The following is a 24,452-nucleotide window of genomic DNA, read 5'->3' as shown; positions in this document are numbered from 1 at the left end:
GGCGCGACCTCAGTAACCGGTGCCGCGCAGAACCACCATCACGGTTCGGACCAGGATCGTCAGATCAAGCCAGCCGGAAAGGTCGCGATGATATTCCTCATCATAGCGCACCCTTGCAACGAATTCCGACTCATTTCGCGCCGAGATCTGCCACAGACCCGTGATCCCCGGCCGAACCCGGTAATAGGCCCGTCCGCAATACAGCCGCCGCTGGCTGATCATCATCGGACGCGGCCCCACCAGCGACATCGTGCCGTTCAGCACGTTCAGAAGCTGCGGCAGTTCGTCCATCGAGGTCTTGCGCAAAAGCCGCCCGACCGGCGTGACGCGGGGATCCTGCTTCAGCTTCTGGGTGCTGTCCCATTGGATGCGCGCCTCGGGGTTCTGGTCCAGATGCGCCTTGAGACGGTTTTCGGCATCGACCACCATGGTCCGCAGCTTCCAGATGCGGAACACCCGGCCGTTCCGGCCCAGGCGCTTCTGCACGAAAAAGGGATTGGCGCCGTCGCAGGCGATCAGCAGCGCCATCAGCAGGACCAGCGGCAGCGTCACGGGCGCGGTCAGCAGGACAAGCAGGGTCTCGATCCCCCGCTTGATCCCGTTGCGGTAAAGCCCCCGGCCCTGTTCGGAATCGGAAAAGCCCCTGTCCGGCAGAACAAGATCGGGCTGGAAATCGGTCATGCGGGTATTGATCGTCAAAATTCCCTCCATTGAGGAAACACCATGAAAACATCTCGAAGCGACGGCGAACGCCAGCCCCCGGCACAGCGCGATCCCTGTTCCGAAGGGCAAATTCCGGGACAGGTCCACGCTAGCACGCCGGTCGGGCAATCTGAATGATTAGATTAAAAATCTTTTAAAATTTGATCGGATTGCAGGATCCGGCGGGCAGCGCGCCGTCCGGAAGGGCAATCCCGGAACGGCGTTTCAACTTATGGTGGAAACTTTGGGCCGGGGGACATCCGCGTGTTTCCGACTCACCCGCTTTTGTCCTCACTTTTAGGCATTTGGCGCGGCGCGACCGGGCGTCAGGCTGGCAAAACCGCGCTTGCGGGGGTATAGCGGCTCCAGGGATTTTTTCGGAGTGCGCACCGTTTGAGCCAGTTCTACCTAGACCATTATGGCTTTTCGGTCCGCCCCTTCTCGATCCTGCCGGATCCCGAGATGCTGTTCTGGTCGGATCGGCACCGCAAGGCATTCGCCGTGCTGGAATACGGGCTGATGACCCGCGCGCCCCTGACCGTCGTCACCGGCGAGGTGGGGGCGGGCAAGACCACGCTGATCCAGGCGCTGCTGCGGCAGATCGATTCCGACATGAAGGTCGGCCTGATCTCCAACGCGCGGGGCGACCGGGGGGATCTGCTCCGCTGGATCCTCAACGCCTTCGACATCGGCGTCGCGCCGGGGTCCGACTATGTGGACATGTTCCAGTCCTTCCAGGATTTCGTGCTGTCCCAATACGCGGCCGGCCGGCTGGTCGTGCTGATCTTCGACGAGGCGCAGAACCTGGGGGCCGACACCCTGGAAGAGCTGCGGATGCTGACCAACATCAATTCCGGCACGGACGAGCTGTTGCAGTTGATCCTGCTGGGCCAGCCCGAACTGCGCGCGATCATCACCCGTCCCGAACTGCGCCAGTTCGCGCAGCGGGTCAGCGCGACCTTTCACCTGGGCAGCTTCGACGCGGAAACCTCGGCCGGCTACATCCGCCACCGGTTGCAGAAGGCGGGCGGTTCGGGGAACGAATTCGACGGCGCCGCGATGGCCCGCATCCATGCGGAATCGCGCGGCGTGCCGCGGATGATCAACACGATCGCCGACCTGGCCCTGGTCTATGGCGCGGCGGCAGACCGCCACGTCGTCGGCGCCGACATCATCGACGAACTGATCCGCGACGGGCTGATCCTGAACGCCGCGCCCGAACCCACCCTGCCCGAACGCCCCACCCGGCTGGTTCTGGCCCACGAGCAAGAGGTCAAGCGGGACGCGACATGATCGATCTGCGGTTCTACTGGTCCCTTCTGATGCGGCGCCTGCCGGTGATGCTGGCGCTGATCATCATCTGTTCCGCCTTTGGCGCGACCTGGGCGATCCGCGCGCCGTCGACCTATTCGGCGTCGGCCCGGCTGCTGGTGGAAAACCCGCGCATCCTGGACAGCCGCGACACGGGCGGCGACGAGGCCGAGATGCTGCAGGTGATCGAACAGCAGCTGATGACCCGCGCCAACCTGATCGACGTGGCCAACAAGCTGAACGTCTTCGGCCGCGACAGCACGCTGAGCGTGGACGAGAAGCTGGACCAGATGCGCGCCGATACCAGCATCCGCCGGTCCGGCGGACGGGACGCGGCGACGATGATGCTGGTCAGCTTTACCTCGCAGAACCCGCGCATCGCGGCCGGCGTGGTCAACGAATACACCACGCTGATCCTGGGCACCAACACCCGCAACCGCGTCGGCCTGGCCGAAAACCGGCTGGCCTTCTTCCAGCAGGAGGTCGAGCGGCTGAGCCAGGATCTGGACGGGCAGAACGCCCGGATCCTGGAATTCAAGCGCGAAAACGCCGCATCCCTGCCCGAGAACCTGCAATACCGCCAGGACCGCCAGTCGCTGTTGCAGGAACGCGTGGCGCGCATGGAAAGCGACGTGGCCATGCTTCAGGCGCAGCGGGCGGAAATGGTGCGGTTGTTCGAACAGACCGGCAACGTGCCGACAAATGCCGCCCCCCAGACCCCCGAACAGCAGCAGCTTGCCGCCCTGCGCGCCGAACTGAACGGCGTCCTCGGGGTCTATGCCGAAGACAGCCCCCGCGTCCGGGCGCTGCGGGGCCGCATCGCCAATGCCGAACGCGTGGTCGAATCGCAGGCGGTTCCCGCGGATGCCGGCGACACCGGCAATTCGTTGCTGGACGTGAACCTGTCGCAGATCGACAGCCGCATGACCATGCTGGAAAACGAACGCAAGCAGGCCGATGCGGAACTGCAAAGCCTGGCCGATTCGATCAGCGCGACGGCAGCCAACGCCATCGCCCTTGGCGCCCTGGAACGCGACCAGCAGAACATCCAGGCCCGCTACAACGCCGCCGTGGCCAGCCTTGACCAGGCCCGGCAGGTGGAACGGGTCGAAACCTCGGCCCAGGGGCAGCGCATCAGCGTGATCGAGGCCGCCAGCGTGCCCAGCCAGCCCTCGGGGCCGAACCGCAAGAAGATCGCCCTGGCCGGGATCGGCCTGGGCCTGGGGCTGGCGGGCGGGTTCTTCGTCCTGATGGAGCTGCTGAACAACACCATCCGCCGCCCGGCCGAAATGCGGTCCCGTTTCCAGATCACCCCCCTGGCGGTGATCCCCCATATCGAGGGGCGGGCCGAACGCCGCAGGCGCCAAGCCTTCCGGCTGGCCGCGATCCTGGCGGTGGTGATCGTCATTCCCCTGGGATTGTGGGGGATCCATACCCAATACATGCCGCTGGATCTTCTGGCGCAGAAGATCGTCACCCGCCTGGGCCTGGGCTGAGACGCGAAGGAAAGTCCGGTTCATGGAAAAGCTGCAAGCCGCCATCGAGATCGCCCGCAAGAAGCGCGAGGCCGAACGCGGCGACAATCCCCCGCCCCCCGACAATCCCCAGCCCCCCGAGGGTCTTGCAGGCCCCGGCTCCGCGCAGCCGGCTTTCCCTGCTCCGCCCGGCGATACGGACGCCCTGTGGCAGGCCCTGCCCGAAACCGGGCTGGACCGCGCCGCCCTGATCCGGTCGCGCATCCTGTCGCAGAACGCATCCCAGGAATCGACGCCTTTCGACGTGCTGCGCACCAAGATCCTGTATCACATGCGCCAGAACGGCTGGCGGCGTCTGGCGGTCACCTCGCCCTTGCCGGAATGCGGCAAGACGACCACCGCGGTGAACCTGGCCCTGGCGCTTGGCCGCCAGCCGGAACTGCGGTCCATGCTGTTCGATTTCGACCTGCGCGCGCCGTCCGTGTCCGACAAGCTGGGCCTGCCGCAACCGCCCTCGATCGCGCCCCTGCTGCGCGGGGAACGGACATTCGCCGATCATGGCCAGCGGGTCGGTCCCAATCTGGCCCTGGCTCTGTCGGGCGTGCCCGAAACGGATCCGACCCGGCTTCTGATGGCGGACACCACCCGCAACACGCTGGCCCGGATTCAGGCGGATTACGCGCCCGACATCATGATCTTCGACCTGCCTTCGATCCTGATCGGCGATGACGCCCGCGCGTTCCTGCAACATGTGGACTGCGCCCTGATCCTGGCTCGGGCCGACCAGACCCGCTATGGCGATTTCGACAGCTGCGAACGCGAGGTGGGCGAATATACCAATGTCCTGGGCGTGGTCCTGAACGGATACCGCCACAGCGAAGGAAAGGTGGATGCCGTCGAGGGGCCGGAACGGGCCTGACCGCGGTTCCGCCCGCGCGGCGGGCATTTCCTAACCGGCCGGTCCGGCCGGCGCCGTCATGTGCAGTGTGTGCGGCCCTCTTTCGGCCGCGTGTAGGATGTTTTCCATGAGCCTGACCGACGTTTCCGTTCAGACGCCCCGCCGGCCCCTGCTGGTCGCCGCCTGCCTGCTTGCCGCCGAATTCCTGGTGATCGGGCTGGTCTTCAAGCATGGCGTCGATTTCCCGTGCCGGGCCAACTGGCCGCACATGGCCTGCAACATCGGCAGCCGCGGCCTGGCGGGGCTGTATTGCGCCGTCGCCGCCGTGGCGCTGCTGTTTTTCCTGAAACCGGCGATGTTCCACCGGCTGCTTTCCACGGCCGGGCACGACATCCGCCCGCTGCTGCTGAATGCGGCGGGCGCGGCCCTGACGCTGGTGCCGGTGCTGTTCCTGCGCGACGGCCAAGGCGGCGCGATGCTGTTTCCGGCCTTTGCCTTCTGGTTCGGCGGCATGGCCTTGATGCTGGCGGGGCTGATCCTGTTTTTGGCGCCGCCCGGCCGCTGGCGGGCCTTTCTGTCCGAGGCGGGAACCTCGCTGGCGCTTGCCGTGGCGGCGGGGGCGGCGGCCCCGGCCCTGGCGATGCAGTTGCAGCCCCTGTGGCGGCTGGACGCGATCTCGGACGCGACCTTCCGGGCCGTGACGTGGCTGATCGGGCTGCTGGGCTATGAGGTGTTCACCGAACCGGGGCGCAAGATCATCGGCACCGACACGTTCCGCATCTCGGTCGCGCCGGTCTGTTCGGGGATCGAGGGGATCGCCCTGGTGACGCTGTTCGTGTCGCTGTATCTGTGGCTGTTCCGGGCCGAACTGCGGTTTCCCCGTGTCCTGCTGCTGTATCCGCTGGGCATCGCGGCCAGTGCGGCCCTGAACGTGGTGCGCATCACCCTGCTGCTGATCCTGGGGATCGAGGGGCAGCCCGACCTTGCCGTGGGCGGGTTTCACAGCCATGCAGGCTGGGTGATGTTCACGCTGATCGCCATGGGGATCATCCTGACGGCCCGGACCATCCCATCGTTGCACCGGGCGCCCGCGGCCATGACGCCCCTGGCGCCCCTGCCGCCGCTGCGCCAGGATCCGGCGGCCGCCCAGATCCTGCCCTTTGCGGTCTTCATGCTGACCGCCGTCATCGTTCCCGCGATCAGCCAGACCCCGGCGATGCTGTATCCGGTCCGGGTCATGGTGCTGGCCGTGGCGGTGGGCCTGTTCTGGCCGATCTATCGCCGATTGCCCTGGCGGCTGGACCGCGGCCGGACGGTCCGGGCGGTCCTGGGCGGGCTGGCGATCAGCCTGCTGTGGGTGGCGGTTCCGGTGCCGCCATCGGACGGGCCGCCCCCCTATGGCAGCCTGTCGGGAACGGCGGTGCCGCTGTGGTTCGCGTTCCGGGGCATCGGCACCGTGCTGCTGGTGCCCCTGGTCGAGGAAATGTTCTTCCGCCTTTATCTGGAAAGCACCCTGCGCGGATCGGCCCCCGACCGTCCGGCGACCCTGGCGCGAACCGTGCTGGCGGCCCTTGCCACGGCCGGGCTGTTCGCCGCCCTGCACGACCGCTGGGCCGAGGCTTTCGTGGCGGGCCTGATCCTGTCCTGGGTGGTCCGCCGCACCGGAGGGATCGTCGCGGGCATCGTCGCCCATGCGGTGGCCAACCTGATCGTCTTCGGCGCGGCCGTCCTGACGGGCAACCTTCAGATCATCTGAGGGGATCGGCGCGCAACGCCTGCGTACGCCCGATTCATGCTTCGCTAACCGGTCCGGGTTAATCCTGCGTCAATACCAGACCAAGGATGCGATCATGATTATCGACAAGTTTTCAGGCGTGGCCGCCGGACTGTCCGCCCCGGCCGGCACGATCTTCACCATCGAACCCGATGACGCGGCCGATCTGCCGATCCTGACGCGCGCGATCAACGTGGCCCGGTCCGGCGATCTGCGCGTGACCATGGCCGACGGCACCACCGGCACCCTGTTCCTGGCCGCCGGCAGCCTTGTGGACCTGCGGGTGCGTCGCGTCTGGGCGACCGGCACCTCGGCCGAGGGGATCTGCGGGCTGAGCTGAGGCCCCGGCCCCTACTGCGGCCGGCCGGGCCGCAGTCCCAGCAGGGGCCGCAGGACCAGAAGCCAGAAATCGCCGAAGAAATTCAGGGGCGCGGCCGGTTGCTGCCCCCTGATCCGGGCCAGGGGCAGGTTCAATCCCGCCCCGGCCAGCCAGGCCATCGCCACGCCAAGCGCGCCGGCCTTTCCGTGGTTGCTGCGGAAATAATGCCGCCAGGATTCGTACCAATAGGCCGGCCGGCGGACCCGATCCGACCGGGCGCTGCGCACGTCGGTCGAGGCGCCCTCGACATGGATGATGCGCGCCTCGGCCACATGCCAGCATTCCCATCCGGCCCTTGCGGTGCGGCGCATCAGATCGACCTCCTCGTAATACAGGAAATAGGCCGGATCGAAAAAGCCCAGATCCCGCCAGACGTCGAACCGCGCCAGCACCGCCGCCCCCGACACCCAATCGACCCGCCGGGTGGCCAGAGCGCCGCCAAGCGCCACCTGCGAATCCGTCATCAGCCGCGCCACCGGTCCGAAATTCAGGGCCGAGGCGAAATGGCTGGCCGCGCCCGGAAAGCGGAAGGCGGCGGGCACCGGCGCATCGTCCCCCGGATTGCGGGCCTGGGCCCCCGCCATCGCCGCCCTGGGGTGGCGGTCCAGGAAATCGGCCAGGATCGCGATCGCCTCGTTGTCCAGCTGCGCGTCGGGATTCAGAAGAAAGACGAAATCGGGCGGATCGCCGCCGTCGGCCAGACGCCGCAGCACCAGGTTGTTGCCGCGCCCGAAGCCGTGGTTTTCGGTTTCGGGATACAGCGTCACCTGCCCGCCCCAGTTCCGGTCGCGCGCTGTTCGCGCCAAAACCGCGCCATCCCCCGCGGGCGAGGCATTGTCCACCAGATGGATGTCCACCCGGTGCCCCCCGTGATGGCGCGCGCGGACGCTTTCCACCGCCGCGACGGCCAGATCGGCGGCATTGTAATTAACGATGATGACGGCAATCCGGGACATGGCGAAGCTTTTCATGACAGAACATGCCTTGTGCGGTATCACGCCGCAAGGCCAGAGGGTCAAGCGCCCAGCAGGATGAAGCGCGGCTTGCCTTCGACGGCATTTTGGACGAGACGAGCAAGCGGCCGAGGAACGGGTAACGGTTGGGATGATATTCTCGGAAGCGAATTTCTGGCTGTTCTTCGCCGTTGTCTTTGCCCTGTATCTGGTCCTTTCCCATCGTGGGCAGAACCGGATGCTGCTGGTGGCCAGCTATGTCTTCTATGGCGCTTGGGACTGGCGCTTTCTGGGACTGATCTTTCTGTCCACCGCGATCGACTATCTCGTCGCTCTCAGGATGGACCGAGAGGTTTCGCAGCAGCGCAGGAAAATGCTGCTGTGGGTGTCGCTGGCGGGCAATCTGGGGATGCTGGCCGTCTTCAAGTATCTGGGTTTTTTCGTTGCCAGCTTTACCGAACTGCTGACCTATGCCGGGCTGCGCGCCGATCCGGTGATCCTGAACATCATCCTGCCGGTGGGGATCTCGTTCTATACGTTCCAGACGCTCAGCTATACGATCGACGTGTATCGACGCGACATCCGGGCCGAACCCGATTTCCTGAATTTCGCTCTGTTTGTGGCGTTTTTCCCGCAGCTGGTCGCAGGCCCGATCGAACGCGCCACGAATCTGCTGCCGAATGTCGTCAACCCTCGGCGGATCACCTGGGATGGACTGTCGCGGGGCGCCGTGCTGTGCCTTGTCGGCCTTATCAAGAAGATCGTCATCGCCGATGGGGTGGCCGGCAGCGTGAATGCCATCTATGCCAACCCGTCGCCTTCGGGACTGGATGTTCTGGTCGGAACCTGGCTGTTCGCGATCCAGATATACTGCGATTTTTCCGGCTATACCGACATCGCGCGCGGCGTGTCCAAGATGCTGGGCTTTGATCTGATGCGCAATTTCGCCCAGCCCTATTTCGCCGCGAACCCGCAGGAATTCTGGCGCCGCTGGCATATCAGCCTGTCCACATGGCTGCGCGACTATCTTTACATTTCGCTGGGCGGCAACCGACATGGGGAATGGAAGACCTATCGCAACCTGATGCTGACCATGCTGCTGGGGGGGCTTTGGCACGGGGCGGCCTGGAATTTCGTGCTGTGGGGCGCATATCAGGGAGGGCTTTTGTCTGTCCATCGCGCGCTTGCCGGACGCAACGGCCATGCAGGTGAGGGGGTGCGTCGGTCCGCAGGCGATTGGCTGTGGCGTGTCGTCAGGATTGCCTTGTTCTTCCAAGTGGTCTGCTACGGCTGGCTGCTGTTCAGGGCGCAATCCTTTGGACAGATCCGGGACTTTACCGGGCGGCTGCTCGACATCACCGCGCCGGGATGGTCCACTCTGACGTTCCCGGCCCTGCCGCAGGCGACACTGGCCGGGATCATGCTGCTGTTCATCTGGGACTTGTGCAACGAGGTCAGCGGAAACAGCCGTTTCTACGAGGCGTTGCCGGCGCCCGCGCGGGCGGCGCTGTGGTCCGGGATGCTGTATTTCCTGGCCTTCGGCCTGACCACCACCACCACCGCCTTTATCTATTTCCAGTTCTGAGATGCGGGGCATGAAACAATATCTTGCAGTTCCCGCCATGGTTCTGGCCTTTCTGGCTTTGATGGATCTGGCCGTCGCCGCGACTCTGAAACTCAGCGGCGATCATGGTGCGCTGCCGTCCTTGCAGCGGTATTTCGACTATGGCCGTTCGGTGCCGGGCAAGCTGGACCAATGGATCGAAAATCCCGATCTGCCCGAAAACCTGTTCGACGTTGCCTGGATTCCCGATACGATTGCCCAGTCGGAACGGCTGTTTGCAGCCGAGGATCCTGCGCCGGGCACGCTGCGGGGATATGGTATGTCGTTTCTGGCGCAGATGATGCGGGCGGCGGCGGAACAGGATCCCGCGCTGAGGATCGATCTGCATGGCGGCCCCGCTGCGCCGCCGAATTTCGCCTATGCGCTGTTTTTGAAGGATCGGCCGAACCGGCGTTCCGGTGACGTAGCGGTTCTGGCGATCCTGTCGTCGTCCCTGCCGGGCATGGCGGCGCTGTCCAATCGCAGCTGGTCTTTCGAACAGCCTGCCCCGACGACCTATCCGGTGTTCTGGCCCGACGGAAAGGGCGGCCTGCGCCCGGTCGAACCGCTGGTGACAAGCGCGGCGCAGGAACGCGGGTTGCGCCACGACCCCGAGGCCGCGACCGCCTGGCAAAGGCAGCTTGCCCAGGAAGATGCGTTTTATTCGCAGGTTTCCTTTGGCTATTCCTTTCTGGATCAGTCTCCTTTGTTACGACTTGTGCGTCGGTCTTGGGCCATGCAGACGATCGCCAGCCGCGAAGCGGGTATCCTGAATGAGGAGGCGGGTTATCCGCTGACCGCTTCGCTGCAAACGATGGTTGCGGAATTTGCCCGAATTGCACGCGAAGATGGACAGCTTCCTGTCGTTTATCTGATCCAAGGGCGCGATCCGGCCGATGCGGATGTTTTGCGGATGGTGCAGCCTGTGCTTGACGAACAGCGGATCCCCTATCTTGCCACAAAAGATCTGGCCGATCCGCGCGATCCGACGAATTTTGGTGGCGACGGTCATTTCAAAGACTCCATGAACAGGATCTTTGCCGAGGCCTTCCGGCGCTTGCTGCCGACTATCGGGTGGAACCCGGAAAGGACACAGGAACAAGATCGCAGAAAGGCAGCCAGCATTCCGGAAGGGAGACCTTTGCAATGAAACCGCGGGATAGGCAGGACCAATGAAATACCGTCCCGAGATCGATGGGCTGCGTTCGGTCGCGGTGCTGCCGGTGATCCTGTTCCATGCCGGGCTGGGCGTCTTTTCAGGCGGCTATGTGGGCGTGGACATCTTCTTCGTCATTTCCGGCTATCTGATTACCACGATCATCCTGGGTCGGATCGTCGCCGGGCGCTTTTCGCTGCTGGAATTCTATGCGCGGCGGTCGCGGCGCATCCTGCCCGCGCTGTTCGTGGTGATCGCCTGCACCATCCCGCCCGCCTTTCTGCTGATGCTGCCCAGCCAGTTCCAGGATTTCAGCCAGAGCGTCGCGGCGGTCACGGTGTTTTCCTCGAACATCCTGTTCTGGAAGGAGAGCGGCTATTTCGCCGCCGCCGCCGACCTGAAGCCCCTGCTGCACACCTGGTCCCTGGCGGTCGAGGAACAGTATTACGTGCTGTTTCCCCTGATGCTTCTGGGCCTGTGGCGGCTGGGCGCGCGTTTGGCGCTGATGGTGCTGGGGGCGATCTTCGCGGCCAGCCTGATCGCCAGCCAGATCCTGTCCGCGCGCGCGCCCGACGCCAACTTCTTTCTTCTGCCCAGCCGGGCCTGGGAACTGCTGGCGGGATCGCTCTGCGCGATCTGGATCCTGAAGCGGGGCCGGTCCGGCAATGCCCCGGCCTCGACCCTGGGGCTGGCGCTGATCCTGGGGTCGATCTTTCTGTATGACGGAAACACGCCCTTTCCGTCGCTCTATGCCCTGGCGCCGGTGGGCGGGACGGCGCTTGTCATCCTGTTCGCGGATGGCCGCACGCCGGTCGGACGGCTGCTGTCGATGCGCGGGCCGGTGTTCATCGGCCTGATAAGCTATTCCGCCTATCTGTGGCACCAGCCGCTGTTCGCCCTTGCCCGGCTGGCCAGCCCCGACCATCCGCCGATGGCAGTGATGATGGCCCTGGCGGCCCTGTCGATCGGGCTGGCCTATCTCAGTTGGAAATATGTCGAACAGCCCGCGCGGCATCATCCCTGGCCCATCCGGCGGGTGCTGGGGGCAACGGTCGCGGCCTCGGTCCTGTTCGCCGCGGTGGGGCTGGCGCTGAATTATTCGGGGGCGCAGAAGGCGTATTTCACCGCCAGCCTGTCGCCGCAGAACCGCCCTCTGCTGGACCGGATCACCCGGATGGCCCAGATGGACCATTTCGCCACCGAGGACCGCGGCGACTGCCGTTTCTTCATCCAGGATTACGATGCGGCGACGGACGACCGCGTCGCACGCTGCTTTGCCCGATACGGTCCCGCCCTGGCGATCTTTGGCGATTCCCACGCGCTCGATGCGTGGAAAGCAATGGTCGCGGCATCGGACAGGCCGTTTCTTCTGGGGCTGCCGCAACAGGAATGCCGGCCCCATATCGCCGGATCGGACTGCGCCACGACCGGCCTGCCGCGGTTTCTGGAACGCCATGCCGACCGGATCGGATCGGCGGTCTATGTCCAGGCGGGATTCTGGCTGCTGACCGATGAAAACGGCCGGCGCCGCGACCGGGCCCTGTTCACCGACGGCAGCGATCTTGACCCGCGGCTTTACGACGCCGCCATCGACCGCGCCTTCGCGGTGCTTGAACGTCTGGACGCCATCGTGCCCGTGACCTGGTTCGGCCCCATGATCGAACCCTATGTCTCGGCCGAAACCATGCTGTCGGTCGATTGCGACCGCGCGCCCGACCTGCTGCGCCTGCGTCCCGCCCACCGGCAGATTTTCGAAAGGCTGGAGGACCGCCTGGCCGCCCAGGCGGCCGACAGCGGCATCGGCTATATCCGGGCGCTGCCGGTGCTGGATTTCGACATCGGCCGCGATCTCTATGACTGCGACCGCCTGTACTGGTCCGACGGCGACCACTGGAGCCCGGACGGCGAGGCTCTTTTCGGCCCCCGCATGGCCCCGGCCGTCGAGGCGACGATGCCCACCCTTCGCAAAGAGGCTGCCAATGCCCCCTGATCCCCGGCCCTCTGATTCCCGGCCCCCTGATTCCCGGCCCTCTGACGGCTCGGCCCCGACGCCTCTCGACTGGGCCCTGGTGATCGCCACCAAGGACCGGATCGAGGCGCTGCGGGTCTGCATCACGCTGGCCCTGGAACAAGGCCGCCCGCCGGCCGAGGTGATCGTCGTCGATGCCAGCCGGGACTGGCGCGGCCATGCCGACCGGATCGGGGGGGTCATGGCGGCGCATCCGGGGGTCCGGTTCCGCTATCTGCAAGCCGCGCTGCCGTCGCTGACCGTGCAGCGCAACCAGGGCATCGCCGAGGCGCGGGCCGCGGTCCTGTTCCTGCTGGACGACGATTCCTTCATGTATCCCGACTGCGCCGAACGGATCATGGCGATCTACGAGGCCGATACCCAAGGCCTTGTCGGCGGCATCCAGACCGGCACGGCCGCCCATCCGCCCCGCACCGGGATCGAGGCGGGCGCCCGGAAGAAGAAGGGCAGCCGGATGATCGGCAAGGGCGGGCAGAAACGGCACGGCTGGCTTCGGCGCCTGGTGATGCAGCGGCTGTTCCTGATGGACAAGGATGCGCTGTTCATCCCCTATGACGCGCCCGCGCCGCTTTCGCCGGTTCCCGCGGCCCTTGCCGGGCAGGACGTGGTGCCCGCGCGGCTGTTCCAGGGCTATCGGATGACCTTTCGCCGCCAGGCGGTGCTGGACGAACCCTTCGACGATCTTTTGCGCTATTACTGTCCGGGCGAGGATATCGACGCCAGCTATCGCGTTTCCCGCCGGTACCTGATGCTGACCGCACCTGAGGCGCGGCTGCACCATTTCACCGCCGCCGACGGGCGGATCGACCGCTTTCGCACCACCGCCCTGTCGGCGCTGAACCAGGCGGTGCTGCTGCGGCGCCATGCGGCCGACCAGACGGGCGCCCGGCGCCGGTATTTCGCCCTGATGCGGCGCCGGTTTCTGGCCGAGGTGCTCAAGGATGCGCTGTCGCGGCGGTTCGACCTGCCGCAGGCGCGCGGCATCCTGCACGGGCGGACCAAGGCGCGGCATGTCTTTGCGATGCCGCCCGAGGCCCTGGCCGAATGGTATCCCGCCGAACAGGACCGGCTGGTCCGCGGCTAGCGGTCAGAACCGCCAGTAATCCCCCGGCCTGCCGCAATGATCCAGAAAGGCGGCGCTGTCGGGGGCCAGTTGCGCGCGCAGCCAGTCGCGGGTCGCCGGGCCGAATTCCGGCTGGTTGCCGCCGGTGATCCTTTGGGTCAGGAAACGGTCGCGGACGCCGTGGCGCAGCCTGGGCGGCAAAAGCGATTTCAGCGTCTTCACCATCGGCAATCCGTTCACCGCCGAATATCGGCGCGACGGCATGGTCTTGCCCGTGCTGGGATTGACGTGGTCGCGCCGGATCCGCGGGGCGGGCGCCATGCCCAGAAAGCCGCAGATCCCGGCAAAGAAGGCATCCCGGTCGGACTTCAAATCCTCCATGAAGGCGACATGGATGCGGCTGTCGGGAAACAGCGCCCGATAGCGCGACAGGTTCTGCCAATAAAGGCTTTGCCCCAGATAGCGTTCCGGCATGTCGCGCACGGCCCGGTCCAGCGTCGGAGGGATCTTGTCGCCCATGTTCACCCGGTTCTGGATCCAGGCCGACACGATCCGGTCGACCGGGTGGCGGACGACATAGATCAGCTTCAGATCGGGCTTGTAGGCCGCCATGCGGGTGGCGCTGTGGGGAAACATCTGCCCCGAGGCATAGGCGTTCGACCCCTCGCCCCGCAGCCGCGCGCCGTCCTGGCCCGCGAAAAAGCGTTCGTACCATTCCGGGCCGCGGGCGAAGTTTTCGTCATGGCTGAAGAAATTCGGCTCGCACCCCGGCACCATGAAGATGTCGGGGTGGTCTTCCAGATAGGCACATACCGTCGAGGTGCCGCATTTCATGGCACCGATCACGATGAAATCCGGCTGCATGGCCCTGATCGTCCCTTGTTTCGGGCCGTTTCTGACGCCCGCCGCGGCAAAAGAAAAGCGCGCCTTGGTTCAAATCGTTCGGATATGGTTTTTCCGCACCAAGATGCGGTGTATATGCGCCTGGTGCCGCAAGGATGACGATCGCCGACATGCCCCCTGCCCCCGACCGTTCCTATCTGCTGGTGTCGCCCTGCCGGGACGAGGCCCGATACATGCGCCGCACGCTGGACAGCGTGATCGCCCAGTCGGTGCGCCCCGCCGCCTGGGTGATCGTCGATGACGGATCGACCGACGACACGCCCGCGATCCTGGCCGAATACGCCGCCGCCCACGACTGGATAAGGATCGTCCGCAAGCCCGACCGCGGCGCCCGCGCCGTCGGTCCCGGCGTGATCGAGGCGTTCTATCACGGCCTGGGACAGGTGGATGCCGACGCCTATCCCTATCTGTGCAAGCTGGATCTGGATCTGGATCTGCCGCCCCGGTACTTCGAGATCCTGATGGCGCGGATGGAGCAGAACCCCCGCATCGGCACCTGTTCGGGCAAGCCCTGGTTCCGCACCCCCACGGGCCGGTGGGTGTCGGAAAAATGCGGCGACGAGATGTCGGTGGGCATGACCAAGTTCTATCGCCGCGAATGCTTCGCCCGGATCGGCGGCTTCGTGCGCGAGGTGATGTGGGACGCCATCGACTGCCACAAGGCCCGGCAACTGGGCTGGATCGCGGTCAGCTGGGACGACGACGACCTGCGCTTCGAACATCTGCGCCCGATGGGATCGTCGCAGAAAAGCGTCTTCACCGGGCGCCGGCGGCATGGGTTCGGGCAATATTACATGGGATCGGATCCGGCCTATTTCATCGCGACCGGGCTGTACCGGATGGCCCATCCGCCCTATGTGCTGGGCGGCCTGGCCACCATCCAGGGGTTTCTGGGCGCCTGGCTGCGCGGGGCCGCCCGGCATGGGGACGCGGGCCTGCGCGATTTCATCCGCGCCTATCAGCGCCGCGCGCTGCGCGTGGGCAAGTCCCGCGCCGTGGCCGAGATCGAGGCCGAACGCGGGGCGCTGTGGAAGGATCCCGCCCGTTAACGTTGCCGCCGCAAGTCCGTTGCGCCTTGCGGCCCTTCATGGCTAGTCTTTGCAGAAACCAGCATCAATCCGGTGGAATTTTCTTGAAGATCACCTTTGTTCTGCCCTTTGCCTCGCTTGCCGGGGGCACGCGGGTCATCGCGGATTACGCCGCCGAACTGGCCGCGCGCGGATACGAGGTCACGGTCGTCTCGCAGCCCGACGACCGCAAACGGACCGGCTTACTTGCACGACTGGGCCGGGGCGGCAAACCGGCCCGCACGCCCACGCCCCTGCTGGATTTCCTGGGTCCGCGCCATATCGTCCTGGACCGGCCGCGCCCCGTCACGGATGCGGACCTGCCCGATGCCGATGCCGTGATCGCCACCTGGTGGGAAACGGCCGAATGGGTGGCCGCCCTGTCCCCCGCCAAGGGCCGCAAGTTCCAGCTGTTGCAGGATTACGAGATGTTTCCCCACCTGCCCGCCGACCGCGTGGCCGCCAGCTTTCGGCTGCCGCTGCGCAAGCTGGCGGTATCGGAATACATCCGCGACATGGTGCGCCATCACCACGATGTCCAGGACATCGCGGTTCTGCCCAATTCCGTCGACCTGACCCTGTTCGACGCCCCCCCCCGCCCAAAGAGCCAGCCCCTGCGGGTGGGCTTTCTGTACAACCCCTCGCCGCGCAAGAACCTGCCGCTGGCGCTTGACGCGATCCGGGCGGCGCGTGCCGAACTGCCCGATCTTCGGGCCGCAAGCTTCGGCGGCCCGCCGTCGCCCCATCATCCCCTGCCCGCTTGGGTCCAATACCGCCGGAACCCGCCGCAATCCGACATCGCGGCCATCTATGCGGCCTGCGATCTGTGGCTGTTCACCAGCCGCAACGAAGGCTTCGGCCTGCCCATCCTCGAGGCGATGGCCTGCCGCACCCCGGTCCTGGCCACCCGCGCGGGCGCCGCGCCCGATCTAATCGACGGCCGGAACGGGCTGCTGCTGGACGCGGACCCCCAGGCCTTCGCCGCGGCCATCGCCCGGTTTCACGCCATGCCGGACGCCGAATGGCAGGACTTTTCAACGGCCGCATGGCAGCGCGCGCGCGGCCATCGGATCGGTCCCGCGACCGACCGCCTGATCTCGTGCCTGGCCGCGGCATGACCGATCGGCCCCTGCCGGAGACCGGGCGGTGAACCTGGCCGCGATCGTCCTTTATTCGTGGCCGCTGGTGGTGATCGTGCTGTTCCGCAAGCTGCCCCTGGCCGAGGCGATCACCGCCTCGATCCTGTTCGGCTTTCTGCTGCTGCCGACGCAGACGGGTTTTTCGGTTTCGGGCCTGCCCTCCTTCGACAAGGATTTCATCCCGGTGCTGGCGGCGACGATCCTGGCCTTTGGGTCCATGTCGAAACCCGCCGTGGCGCAGGCTGCCGGGATACGGCCGGGCATCTTTCCCGAACATTGGCTGGGCCGGCTAATGATCGCCGTCCTGATCCTGGGCACTTTCGGAACCGCGCTGACCAATGGCGACCGGCTGGCAAGCGGGCCGCGGATCTTTCCGCCCCTGACGCTGTATGATGCCTTTTCCATGATTAACGGCTTTGTCGGAAGCCTGATGCTGTTCCTGCTGGGCCGCAAGTTCCTGGGCCATCCCGACAGCCAGAAGGCCGTTCTGAAAGTGCTGGTCATCGGAGGCGTGGTCTATGCCTGCCTGGCCCTGGTCGAGGTCCGCCTGGCGCCGCGCCTGAACCTGATGCTGTATGGGTTCCACCCCAAGTCCTTTGTCCAGTCGCACCGCGGCGGCGGCTTCCGGCCGATGATCTTTCTGGAAAACGGGCTTTACGTGGCGATGTTCATCGGCTGCATGGCCCTGGCCGCCTTTTCCGCCATGCGCATGGCGACGGGAACGACGCGCACCCGCTATATGCTGGCCGGCATCTTCATCTTCGTCACCCTGGTGCTGTCGAATTCGCTGGGCGCGCTGATGATTACCGTGGCCCTTTTGCCGGTGGTGCTGTTCCTGACCCTGCGCATCCAGCTTTTGACCGCGGGGCTGGTGGCCGCGTTGGTGCTGACCTATCCGATGCTGCGCGGCGCCGACCTGATCCCGACCGAACGCGTCCTGACCTTTGTCGAGCGCATCAATCCCGACCGGCTGGGATCGCTGGCCTTCCGCCTGGACAACGAGGACATCCTGCTGGACCGCGCCAATCGGCGCCCCGTGTTCGGTTGGGGCGGATGGAGCCGGTCGCGGGTCTTCAATGAAAAGGGCGAGGATGTCAGCGTGACGGATGGCCGCTGGGTCATCAGTTTCGGTCAGGGCGGCTGGACCCGCTATCTGTCCGAATACGGGCTGCTGACGGTTCCCATCCTGCTTCTGGCCTTTCGGCGGCGCAGCAGGGGTCTGGAACCTGCGACCGTCGGGCTGGCCCTGGTCCTGGCTGCCAATCTGGTGGACAACATTCCCAATGGCGGCGTCCACGCCGTAAGCTGGCTTCTGGCGGGGGCGCTGATGGGCCGGGTGGACTGGGGCTGGGTCGATGCCGCGTCCCCCGCGGCCGGTAGGCCCGCCGCCGGCCCGCCGCCGGCCCGGCGCTATACCCGCCAGTCGGCCCGGCACAGCCGGAAAGAGGCATAGCCCGATGGAACCGGATCCCCGCATTGCCGCCGTGGCCATCGGCCGGAACGAAGGCGCGCGCCTGCGCCGCTGCCTGGCGTCGCTGCAAGGCCGGGCCGGGCGGATCGTCTATGTCGATTCCGGCTCGACCGACGGCAGCCCGGAGGCGGCGGCCGCGGCCGGCGCCCAGGTCGTCCGCCTCGATCTGGCGCGCCCCTTTACCGCCGCGCGGGCCCGGAACGAAGGGTTCGCGGCGCTGATGCAGGCCGGGGCGCCGCCCGCCTATGTGCAGTTCGTGGATGGCGACTGCGAATTGCAGCCCGGCTGGCTGGCCGCGGCCGCGGCATTCCTGGACGGCCATCCCGACGTGGCGGCGGTCTGCGGGCGGCGGCGCGAACGCCATCCCGGCCAGTCGGTCTATAACCGGCTGATCGACCGGGAATGGGACACCCCGCCGGGCGAGGCCCTGGCCTGCGGCGGCGACGTGCTGATGCGCGGCGCGGCGTTCCGGGCGGCGGGCGGTTTCGACCCGGGTCTGATCGCCGGCGAGGAACCCGAACTTTGCGTCCGGCTGCGCGCGGCGGGCTGGCGGATCTGGCGGCTGGATGCCGAGATGACGCTGCATGACGCCGCCATCACCCGGTTCGGGCAATGGTGGCGCCGAACGCGGCGGGCCGGTTACGCCTATGCCGAAGGTGCCGCGATGCATGGCGCGGCCCCCGAACGGCACCGGGTCGCGCACACCCGGCGGGCGCTGATCTGGGGCCTGGCCCTGCCGCTGGCCGTGCTGGCCCTGGCGGTCCCTGCCCCGTGGCTGGCGCTGCTTCTGGCCCTGGCCTGGCCCGTGCAGGTGGCGCGCCTGGCGCGGCGCCGGGGCGACCTGGCCGAAGCCGTGTTCCTGACCCTGGGAAAGATTCCCGAGGCGCTCGGGGTTCTGGATTACCACCGGACCCGGCTGTCGGGGCGTCGGCGCGGGCTGATCGAATACAAATAGGCGCGGCTCAGGCCAGAAGCTGCGCGATCTCGGCCCGATACAGCCAGACCGCCATGCCGTTGACGGCAAAGCCCAGGGCCAGAAAGATCATGTCGCCCGTGATGTCGTTGGCCTTGTAGCGGGCGGTGAAGGCGTTCTTCATCGGATAGGTGGCCAGGGACGCGATGCCGGGCGCCAGGATCGCGCCGACCACGCCCAGCCAGGGGATCGTCAGGAACAGCAGAACGGTCTGCACCAGGGCCGTGGTGGCCAGAAGCTGGAAATGCCGCCGGGAATCGCCGTTGGACAGCAGCGCCCCGCCATAGCCGTTGAAGACCAGCTGCGGCACCATCGACAGGCCGAACAGCACGATCATCGGGCCGGCCAGGTGATAGCGCGGATCGTAGAGCAGTTCGATCAGCCAGATCCCGCCATAGGCCAGCACCGCGCTGATCGCCAGCGTGCCCGCGACCAGCAGCCGCCGGGCGCGGTGGATATGGGCGCGGTTGGCCGCGCTTTCGGCGGGCGGCTTCATGCGGTACAGCGCCTGGATGACGTTGCTGTTCAGCACGCGGCCCAGCAGGAACGGCAAGGTGCCCATGAGCATGCCGACGCTGTAGATCCCCAGCTCTCCCAGCGGGATGAATCCGCCCAGGATCGCGCGGTCCCCCTGGTTGATGAGAAATCCCGCCGCGGTGCCAAGAAAGATGTACTTGCCGAAGCGGATCATCTCTCGGGCAGCGTCGCGATTCCAGTGGAGGCGGTTGGATACGCCCGGCAACAGCCGATGCAGCAGGATGTTGCGCAGGACTGCCGTGGTCAGGGTTGCGATCACAAGCGCCCAGACGGATCGCATGGCCCAGGCCAGCCCCACCATAATCAGGATCGAGACCGCCTGGGTGCCCAGATCGATTCCCACCTGTCGGCCCAGCCGCAGATGCCGGTTGGCGGCGGCGATCTTGGTGGTGGTGAAGCCCCCGATGATGGTGGACAGACCGACCACCGGCAAAAGCTGCAACAGCATCGGTTCGTCATAGATCCGCGAGGCCGGCCAGGCCATCGCGCAGGCTGCCAGCCACAGCATCACCCCGCGTCCGATCTGCAGCGTCCAGGCGGTGTTGAGAAAATCGGGATCGTCTCCGCGGGCGTTCTGGATGATCGAGGTCTTGATGCCGATGTCCGAAAACATCTGCAACCCGCTCAGGAACACCTGCACGATCGCCATGAGGCCGAAAACCTCGGGGAACAGCAGGCGGGTCAGGACCAGGTTCGACAGCAGCCGCAGGAAGTTTCCGCCGCCGAAGCCCAGGACCGTCATGGCCGAACTGCGCATGGCGCGCGCGCGGACGTTCTCGCCGGAAAGGAACGCGGGCAGGCGGCGCATCAGGATTGGCTGTCAGGCTGGGAACGCACGAGGATGGTCTATCTGTCGGCGGATCTTGGGGGCATCGTCGCCGGTCATGGCATGGCCCCGAGGCATAGGCAAGATTCGGGCACAAGAAAAGGGCCGATCGTCGATCGGCCCTTGTCCAGATTGCGGTTGACTGCCGATCAGGCGTTCGCCAGACGGGCCGCCTTCTGCTTGCGGCGCAGCAGGCCCAGACCGCCCAGCGCGCTGGCGATCAGCAGGCCGCCGGCCGGCAGCGGAACGGGGGCGATGTCCAACGCGGCCAAGGCGGCGTCGGGACGGCCCACATTGTCGTTGCCGTTCGGATCGACAAAGAAGCTGAAGGTGTCGCCCACCAGCTTGAAGCCATCCTGGAATTTGAAACCGTTGTTGTTTTCAAAGGTTTCATCGGCGTTCACGGTCACGTCGCCAGGGATCGTGTCGGTCATGCCCTTGGCGATATACGCGATCTCGGCATTGCTGCCATCCGCGGCGATGAACAGGTCATAGAAATATGCCCCGACCAATGCCACGTTCTGCGAGAAGGTGATCGTCGCATAGGCCCGGCCGTTGCCGGTGATCTCGGGACCCGAGATGCCGACGCCGTCGTTGACGCAGGCCAGACCATTGGCCGGCCCGTCGCAGGCCTGGGGCACCTGAACCTGCTGCGGCGTGCCGCTGAGGGTCCAGCTGATCCCGCCGACGCTGCCCATCAGGGGGCCGGGCGTTCCCACCGGGAAGGCCGTGAAGTCGATCAACGCAGCCTGGGCCGAAACGCCACCCGCCAGAAGAGCCGCAGCGGCGACACCCATAAGTTTAACTTTTTTCACCATCGCACCATCTTCTCCAAAAAGAGTACTATCCATGCTTTGCCCGGCATGCGGACAGAACAGCCCACCTCTATATAATTACCATGCTGGAAATGATTATTACCAGCGGAATTTGGCTTGGGGCGCCTGTCAATGGGGGGAATTGCTACGCTTTGAAACAATCTTTCTCGCTTGGCGACTTTCGGATTCCACAGTGCAACCAAAGGTAGAATTTTACTGAACCCACGCGTTCAGTTGCGAACCGGCATGGCGACAGCCCTGAAACAGCGAATCATTGCTGCGGCGACCGATCCTGCACAGCCGCAAGCAGAACCGGGGCAATGGGAATCCGTCCCTTTGGCACCAGACCAAAAAAATCCGGGCGGAACGGGGAACATTCCCGAAATTCCCGAGTTTCTATATCCGATCCAAAAAATCCGGATAATTCAGGGGCGATCCCAAACGGGTCGGCTTGTCTTTTGTTTATCCGGCCAAGGCGTTGCGCAGATCCTGATAGCTGCGGATATGGCCCAGCCGTTCCCCCGGAATGCGTCGGCCCAGGGTCTGTTCGATTTCCATGGCCAGCCGCAGATGGCCAAGTGAATCCCAGGCGGCGATGCTGTCGGTCGTGGCCGATTGCAGATCCAGATCGGCCGGCAGGCGGAACACCCGGCGAAAGGTGCTGGCAAGCCCGGTTTCCAGCGACGGGGCCAGGGCGGCGGGGGCAGCCGGCCCCGCCGGCGGAAATCCGGTGGCTGGGGGCATGGCGGCCGGGGCCGCCGGCGGGAACGGGACGGTCTTGGGGGCGGCCTTGGCGGCCGGGTTTCCGGCGGGGCTTTCGGACGGCGCGGGCGCGGGGGGGGTATCGCCCAGGGTGAAGTAATCGGGCACCGGGATGGCTTTCCTGTCGCTGGCGGCATCGTGACGCCATGTCCCCCCGGCGCCCGGATCCGCCCCGGCATCGACCGGCGCGAAACCGGCCTTGGCAAAGAGGCCCCGGACGGGGGTGTTGCGCGGCCCCTCGACGATCTGCCCGATCAGGGGCGCCCCCCGGTCCGCCGCCTGGCCCGTGGCCCAGGCCACGATCGCATCCTCGACCGTGCGGCCCAGGATCCGGCAGCTGAGCAGCAGGCTTTCCACCCAGAGGGCGCCGGGCGCGTCCGTCGCCTGGACCGCCGGGTCGTCGGGAAAGGCCGCCTTCATCGCGGCATCGGGCGCCAGCACGATGACCCCCATCAGCTCATAGGGGCTGTGGCGGTCCGACAGGCCGATGGCGCGGATCTCGGCCCCGGCCTGTGCCAGGCGCTCCAGGCTGGCGGCGTCGTGGCGGCGCAGGGTGGCATTGAACTGGTTGGTCTTGGAAAACAGTTGCAGGACCCGTTTGCGGTTGCCCGGCCCATAGGGTTCGAAGACCAGGGTCATGCCCAGGTCGCGATAGAAATCGGCGATGTCCTGGAACTCCTGCCGCGCCGCCGTGATCCGGGCGCGGCTTTGATACTGCGCGGTCCGCTTGAGGTCGGATGCGGTCAGATCCAGGCATTCCAGCCAGGGATTGTCCAGGATCCAGCCCGCCAGATCCTCGGGCGCGGCCGGAAAGGCGGGCACGATGGATTCGGGCAGGTTGCGGCGCATCTTCTGGCGTTCGACGGGATTGTCGTCGACGAACAGGCAGGACGCCTCGCCCAGGCCGATCTCGTCCAGCAGCTCGCGCACGCCCACGGCCTTTTCGGACCAGCCGATGCGGTGGCCGACCAGATGGCCGGGCCGGATCGCCATTTCGGGGTGATCGCCCATCATCCGCAGCGCCAGATCCGCGTCGTTCTTGGACGCCACGGCCAGGGCGATGCCGCGCTGCGACAGGGCCAGCAGCGCGTCCTGGAACGCGCGAAAGGCCGAGCCGGGATAGGCGCCGCCGATGTCCACCCCCTCGATCCCGTCCTCGCCCAGGACGCCGCCCCACAGGGTGTTGTCCAGATCCAGGACCAGAATCCGCGCGGTCTGGCCGCGCAGCGACAGCAGCGCGCCCAGCGTCCGTTTCGCCAGATGTTCGCCGAAGGCGTTGGAAAAGGGCATCCGGCCCAGATGCCAGAACCCGCCCGGATCGGCCGCCTTCTGGCCCAGTTCGGCCAGCATGGCGCCCGTGTCCAGCAGATGCGTGTCGGCCAGCGTCGCGGCCTCGCGCGACAGGATGGCGTTGGCCTGGTTCAGCAGCGCCGCCAGCCCGTCGGGCCGCCCGCCATCGGCCAGCCCCAGGCTGGACCGGGAAAACGCCGCAAGCCGCGTGACCAGGATCGGGCCGGGCAGGCGGGCGCGGGCCTCGCGCATCAGCATCAGCATCGGCGCCAGAGCGCCCTCCAGCCAGGCGCCGGCCTGATCGGCGGGCAGCGACAGGGGCGCGCGGGCCACCTCGCCCAGGATGTCCTCGGCGCGCTCGACGATCAGGGTGGCGGTGCGTCCCTTGCCGGACATGGCCTGTTGCAGGGGCGAATCCGCCGCGTCCTTCAACAGGTCCATCCGCGCCTGACCGAAGGGCGGCACATGGACGGCGACGGTCATGCCGTGGCGCGCGGCCATGTCGGACAGGTTGCCCGCCAGCAGATCCAGGTTGGCCGATCCCAGGATCGCGACCGTTCCCATGTCGCAGGGGGTTTCGCGCATCGCCTCGCCGGCGGGGGGAACCGGGGCCGCAGCGGGTTCGGCGGCGGGTTCGGCGGCGGGTTCGGCGGGCATTTCCGCCGCCGGGCCGGCGGGCCGGGCATAGATCATCGCGGGATTGCCCATCGCGGTGGCGCCGTCCGGCACGTCCGCCAGCACCAGGGCATTGGCGCCGATCCGGGCGCCCCGGCCGATCAGGACCGCCCCCGCGATCACCGCGCCCGCGCCGATGTCGGCCCCGTCGGCTATGATCGGCAGGGCGTCGTTCACCCCGGTCTGGGCCACCCCCAGCGTGGTGTTCTGGCGGATCTGCACGTCGTCGCCGATGGCGCGGGCGCCCAGGCTCATGCCCGAATGGTGCCAGATCCGCACCCTCCGGCCCAGCTTGACCGTGTACCACAGCGAAATCCCGCACAGCCATTCGACCAGCTTGAACAGGATGCGATAAAGCAGCGTCGCGGGCGCGCGCACCAGCTTGGGCTGGCCCATCCGCCAGTTGCCGAACCGGTGCACGAAGATCGCCCAGAAACCCTGTTCGAACGGCTTGCGTTCATGGGTGCGGAAATCCTCGGCCACCAGGGACCAGAAGCCGATCCCCTGGGGATTGAGGTTCCGCCGGCCCCGTTCGGCCACCGGCGGCACGTCCATGTCGCGTTCGGCGCGCAGATAGGCGTCAGAGGCGTCGGTCATCGTTCGTCCTTGTCGTCGGCGTGGGCTGCGGGTTGGGGCTGCGGGTTGGGCTGC

General features: G+C 66.5%; 19 protein-coding genes. 13 read left to right on the top strand and 6 right to left on the bottom strand.

Annotated features, from left to right (window positions below):
* Positions 1 to 9 precede the first annotated feature (9 nt).
* Positions 10 to 699, bottom strand: a complete 690-nt coding sequence (locus CHB77_RS15755; RefSeq protein ID WP_244898843.1) for a sugar transferase — start codon at positions 697 to 699, stop codon at positions 10 to 12.
* A gap of 396 nt (positions 700 to 1,095) precedes the next feature.
* Here CHB77_RS15755 and CHB77_RS15750 point away from each other — a divergent pair, with 396 nt between their 5' ends.
* The 5 genes from CHB77_RS15750 to CHB77_RS15730 all read left to right on the top strand — a co-directional run bounded on the left by CHB77_RS15750 (position 1,096) and on the right by CHB77_RS15730 (position 6,500).
* Positions 1,096 to 1,995 carry an ExeA family protein gene (locus tag CHB77_RS15750; RefSeq protein ID WP_244898842.1) on the top strand — a complete coding sequence of 300 codons (900 nt, stop codon included), beginning with the start codon at positions 1,096 to 1,098 and terminating at the stop codon, positions 1,993 to 1,995.
* Complete coding sequence (locus CHB77_RS15745; RefSeq protein WP_089389138.1) at positions 1,992 to 3,509, top strand: GumC family protein; 1,518 nt, start codon at positions 1,992 to 1,994, stop codon at positions 3,507 to 3,509. The genes CHB77_RS15750 and CHB77_RS15745 overlap by 4 nt, the downstream gene beginning before the upstream one ends.
* 22 nt (positions 3,510 to 3,531) lie before the next feature.
* Entirely contained in the window at positions 3,532 to 4,407 is an 876-nt protein-coding gene (locus CHB77_RS15740) for a CpsD/CapB family tyrosine-protein kinase (RefSeq protein WP_089389137.1), read from the top strand.
* A 106-nt stretch (positions 4,408 to 4,513) separates the two neighbouring features.
* Positions 4,514 to 6,142 carry an exosortase E/protease, VPEID-CTERM system gene (xrtE, locus tag CHB77_RS15735; RefSeq protein WP_176430359.1) on the top strand — a complete coding sequence of 543 codons (1,629 nt, stop codon included), beginning with the start codon at positions 4,514 to 4,516 and terminating at the stop codon, positions 6,140 to 6,142.
* Between the two features lie 94 nt (positions 6,143 to 6,236).
* Positions 6,237 to 6,500: a spike base protein, RCAP_Rcc01079 family gene (locus CHB77_RS15730; protein WP_089389135.1), complete on the top strand. Its 264-nt coding sequence runs from the start codon at positions 6,237 to 6,239 to the stop codon at positions 6,498 to 6,500.
* 11 nt (positions 6,501 to 6,511) lie between these two features.
* Here CHB77_RS15730 and CHB77_RS15725 read toward each other — a convergent pair whose 3' ends face one another.
* Positions 6,512 to 7,510, bottom strand: a complete 999-nt coding sequence (locus CHB77_RS15725; protein ID WP_089389134.1) for a glycosyltransferase family 2 protein — start codon at positions 7,508 to 7,510, stop codon at positions 6,512 to 6,514.
* 133 nt (positions 7,511 to 7,643) lie between these two features.
* Here CHB77_RS15725 and CHB77_RS15720 point away from each other — a divergent pair, with 133 nt between their 5' ends.
* The 4 genes from CHB77_RS15720 (at position 7,644) to CHB77_RS15705 (ending at position 13,364) form a co-directional block, all read left to right on the top strand.
* Positions 7,644 to 9,077, top strand: a complete 1,434-nt coding sequence (locus CHB77_RS15720; protein ID WP_089389133.1) for an MBOAT family O-acyltransferase — start codon at positions 7,644 to 7,646, stop codon at positions 9,075 to 9,077.
* 10 nt (positions 9,078 to 9,087) lie between these two features.
* Positions 9,088 to 10,245, top strand: coding sequence for a hypothetical protein (locus CHB77_RS15715; RefSeq protein ID WP_141133735.1), 1,158 nt, complete (start codon positions 9,088 to 9,090; stop codon positions 10,243 to 10,245).
* A 22-nt stretch (positions 10,246 to 10,267) separates the two neighbouring features.
* Positions 10,268 to 12,241: an acyltransferase family protein gene (locus tag CHB77_RS15710; protein ID WP_089389131.1), complete on the top strand. Its 1,974-nt coding sequence runs from the start codon at positions 10,268 to 10,270 to the stop codon at positions 12,239 to 12,241.
* A gap of 79 nt (positions 12,242 to 12,320) precedes the next feature.
* A complete protein-coding gene (locus tag CHB77_RS15705; RefSeq protein WP_176430358.1) occupies positions 12,321 to 13,364 on the top strand; it encodes a glycosyltransferase family 2 protein in 1,044 nt (347 codons plus the stop codon).
* Positions 13,365 to 13,367: 3 nt separating this feature from the next.
* Here the strand turns inward: CHB77_RS15705 and CHB77_RS15700 are convergent, their stop codons facing one another.
* Positions 13,368 to 14,207, bottom strand: coding sequence for a sulfotransferase domain-containing protein (locus tag CHB77_RS15700; RefSeq protein ID WP_089389129.1), 840 nt, complete (start codon positions 14,205 to 14,207; stop codon positions 13,368 to 13,370).
* 134 nt (positions 14,208 to 14,341) lie between these two features.
* On the opposite strand from CHB77_RS15700, the gene CHB77_RS15695 reads away from it, so the two are divergent.
* The 4 genes from CHB77_RS15695 to CHB77_RS15680 all read left to right on the top strand — a co-directional run bounded on the left by CHB77_RS15695 (position 14,342) and on the right by CHB77_RS15680 (position 18,878).
* The gene (locus tag CHB77_RS15695; RefSeq protein WP_217896909.1) at positions 14,342 to 15,295 is read left to right on the top strand and encodes a glycosyltransferase family 2 protein; all 954 of its coding nucleotides are present in this window, start codon (positions 14,342 to 14,344) and stop codon (positions 15,293 to 15,295) included.
* 83 nt (positions 15,296 to 15,378) lie between these two features.
* On the top strand, positions 15,379 to 16,431 hold the full coding sequence (locus tag CHB77_RS15690) for a glycosyltransferase family 4 protein (protein WP_176430357.1): 1,053 nt from the start codon (positions 15,379 to 15,381) through the stop codon (positions 16,429 to 16,431).
* Positions 16,432 to 16,459: 28 nt separating this feature from the next.
* Positions 16,460 to 17,905, top strand: a complete 1,446-nt coding sequence (locus CHB77_RS15685; protein ID WP_089389127.1) for a hypothetical protein — start codon at positions 16,460 to 16,462, stop codon at positions 17,903 to 17,905.
* A gap of 4 nt (positions 17,906 to 17,909) precedes the next feature.
* Positions 17,910 to 18,878, top strand: coding sequence for a glycosyltransferase (locus tag CHB77_RS15680; RefSeq protein WP_089389126.1), 969 nt, complete (start codon positions 17,910 to 17,912; stop codon positions 18,876 to 18,878).
* Between the two features lie 7 nt (positions 18,879 to 18,885).
* On the opposite strand, the gene CHB77_RS15675 is transcribed toward CHB77_RS15680, so the two are convergent.
* The 3 genes from CHB77_RS15675 to CHB77_RS18400 all read right to left on the bottom strand — a co-directional run bounded on the left by CHB77_RS15675 (position 18,886) and on the right by CHB77_RS18400 (position 24,398).
* The gene (locus tag CHB77_RS15675; protein ID WP_089389125.1) at positions 18,886 to 20,241 is read right to left on the bottom strand and encodes an oligosaccharide flippase family protein; all 1,356 of its coding nucleotides are present in this window, start codon (positions 20,239 to 20,241) and stop codon (positions 18,886 to 18,888) included.
* Between the two features lie 167 nt (positions 20,242 to 20,408).
* Positions 20,409 to 21,056, bottom strand: a complete 648-nt coding sequence (locus CHB77_RS15670) for a VPLPA-CTERM sorting domain-containing protein (RefSeq protein ID WP_176430356.1) — start codon at positions 21,054 to 21,056, stop codon at positions 20,409 to 20,411.
* 480 nt (positions 21,057 to 21,536) lie between these two features.
* Positions 21,537 to 24,398 (bottom strand): HAD-IIIC family phosphatase, encoded by a 2,862-nt coding sequence (locus tag CHB77_RS18400; RefSeq protein WP_089389123.1) that lies wholly within the window; start codon positions 24,396 to 24,398, stop codon positions 21,537 to 21,539.
* Positions 24,399 to 24,452: the final 54 nt, after the last annotated feature.

The sequence above is a fragment of the Paracoccus sediminis genome (genome assembly GCF_900188295.1).
Classification (GTDB): Bacteria; Pseudomonadota; Alphaproteobacteria; order Rhodobacterales; family Rhodobacteraceae; genus Paracoccus; species Paracoccus sediminis.
Note: the sequence above shows the minus strand (reverse complement) of the source record. Positions and strands in the feature narration are given on the sequence as shown.

What these genes read in the sequence shown, in the direction of transcription:
- CHB77_RS15745 (WP_089389138.1), top strand. Translation starts at nt 1,992, where the DNA reads ATGATCGATCTGCGGTTCTACTGGTCCCTTCTGATGCGGCGCCTGCCG.
- CHB77_RS15740 (WP_089389137.1), top strand. Translation starts at nt 3,532, where the DNA reads ATGGAAAAGCTGCAAGCCGCCATCGAGATCGCCCGCAAGAAGCGCGAG.
- xrtE (WP_176430359.1), top strand. Translation starts at nt 4,514, where the DNA reads ATGAGCCTGACCGACGTTTCCGTTCAGACGCCCCGCCGGCCCCTGCTG.
- CHB77_RS15730 (WP_089389135.1), top strand. Translation starts at nt 6,237, where the DNA reads ATGATTATCGACAAGTTTTCAGGCGTGGCCGCCGGACTGTCCGCCCCG.
- CHB77_RS15725 (WP_089389134.1), bottom strand. Translation starts at nt 7,510, where the DNA reads ATGAAAAGCTTCGCCATGTCCCGGATTGCCGTCATCATCGTTAATTAC.
- CHB77_RS15720 (WP_089389133.1), top strand. Translation starts at nt 7,644, where the DNA reads ATGATATTCTCGGAAGCGAATTTCTGGCTGTTCTTCGCCGTTGTCTTT.
- CHB77_RS15715 (WP_141133735.1), top strand. Translation starts at nt 9,088, where the DNA reads ATGAAACAATATCTTGCAGTTCCCGCCATGGTTCTGGCCTTTCTGGCT.
- CHB77_RS15710 (WP_089389131.1), top strand. Translation starts at nt 10,268, where the DNA reads ATGAAATACCGTCCCGAGATCGATGGGCTGCGTTCGGTCGCGGTGCTG.
- CHB77_RS15700 (WP_089389129.1), bottom strand. Translation starts at nt 14,207, where the DNA reads ATGCAGCCGGATTTCATCGTGATCGGTGCCATGAAATGCGGCACCTCG.
- CHB77_RS15695 (WP_217896909.1), top strand. Translation starts at nt 14,342, where the DNA reads ATGACGATCGCCGACATGCCCCCTGCCCCCGACCGTTCCTATCTGCTG.
- CHB77_RS15680 (WP_089389126.1), top strand. Translation starts at nt 17,910, where the DNA reads ATGGAACCGGATCCCCGCATTGCCGCCGTGGCCATCGGCCGGAACGAA.
- CHB77_RS15675 (WP_089389125.1), bottom strand. Translation starts at nt 20,241, where the DNA reads ATGCGCCGCCTGCCCGCGTTCCTTTCCGGCGAGAACGTCCGCGCGCGC.
- CHB77_RS15670 (WP_176430356.1), bottom strand. Translation starts at nt 21,056, where the DNA reads ATGGGTGTCGCCGCTGCGGCTCTTCTGGCGGGTGGCGTTTCGGCCCAG.
- CHB77_RS18400 (WP_089389123.1), bottom strand. Translation starts at nt 24,398, where the DNA reads ATGACCGACGCCTCTGACGCCTATCTGCGCGCCGAACGCGACATGGAC.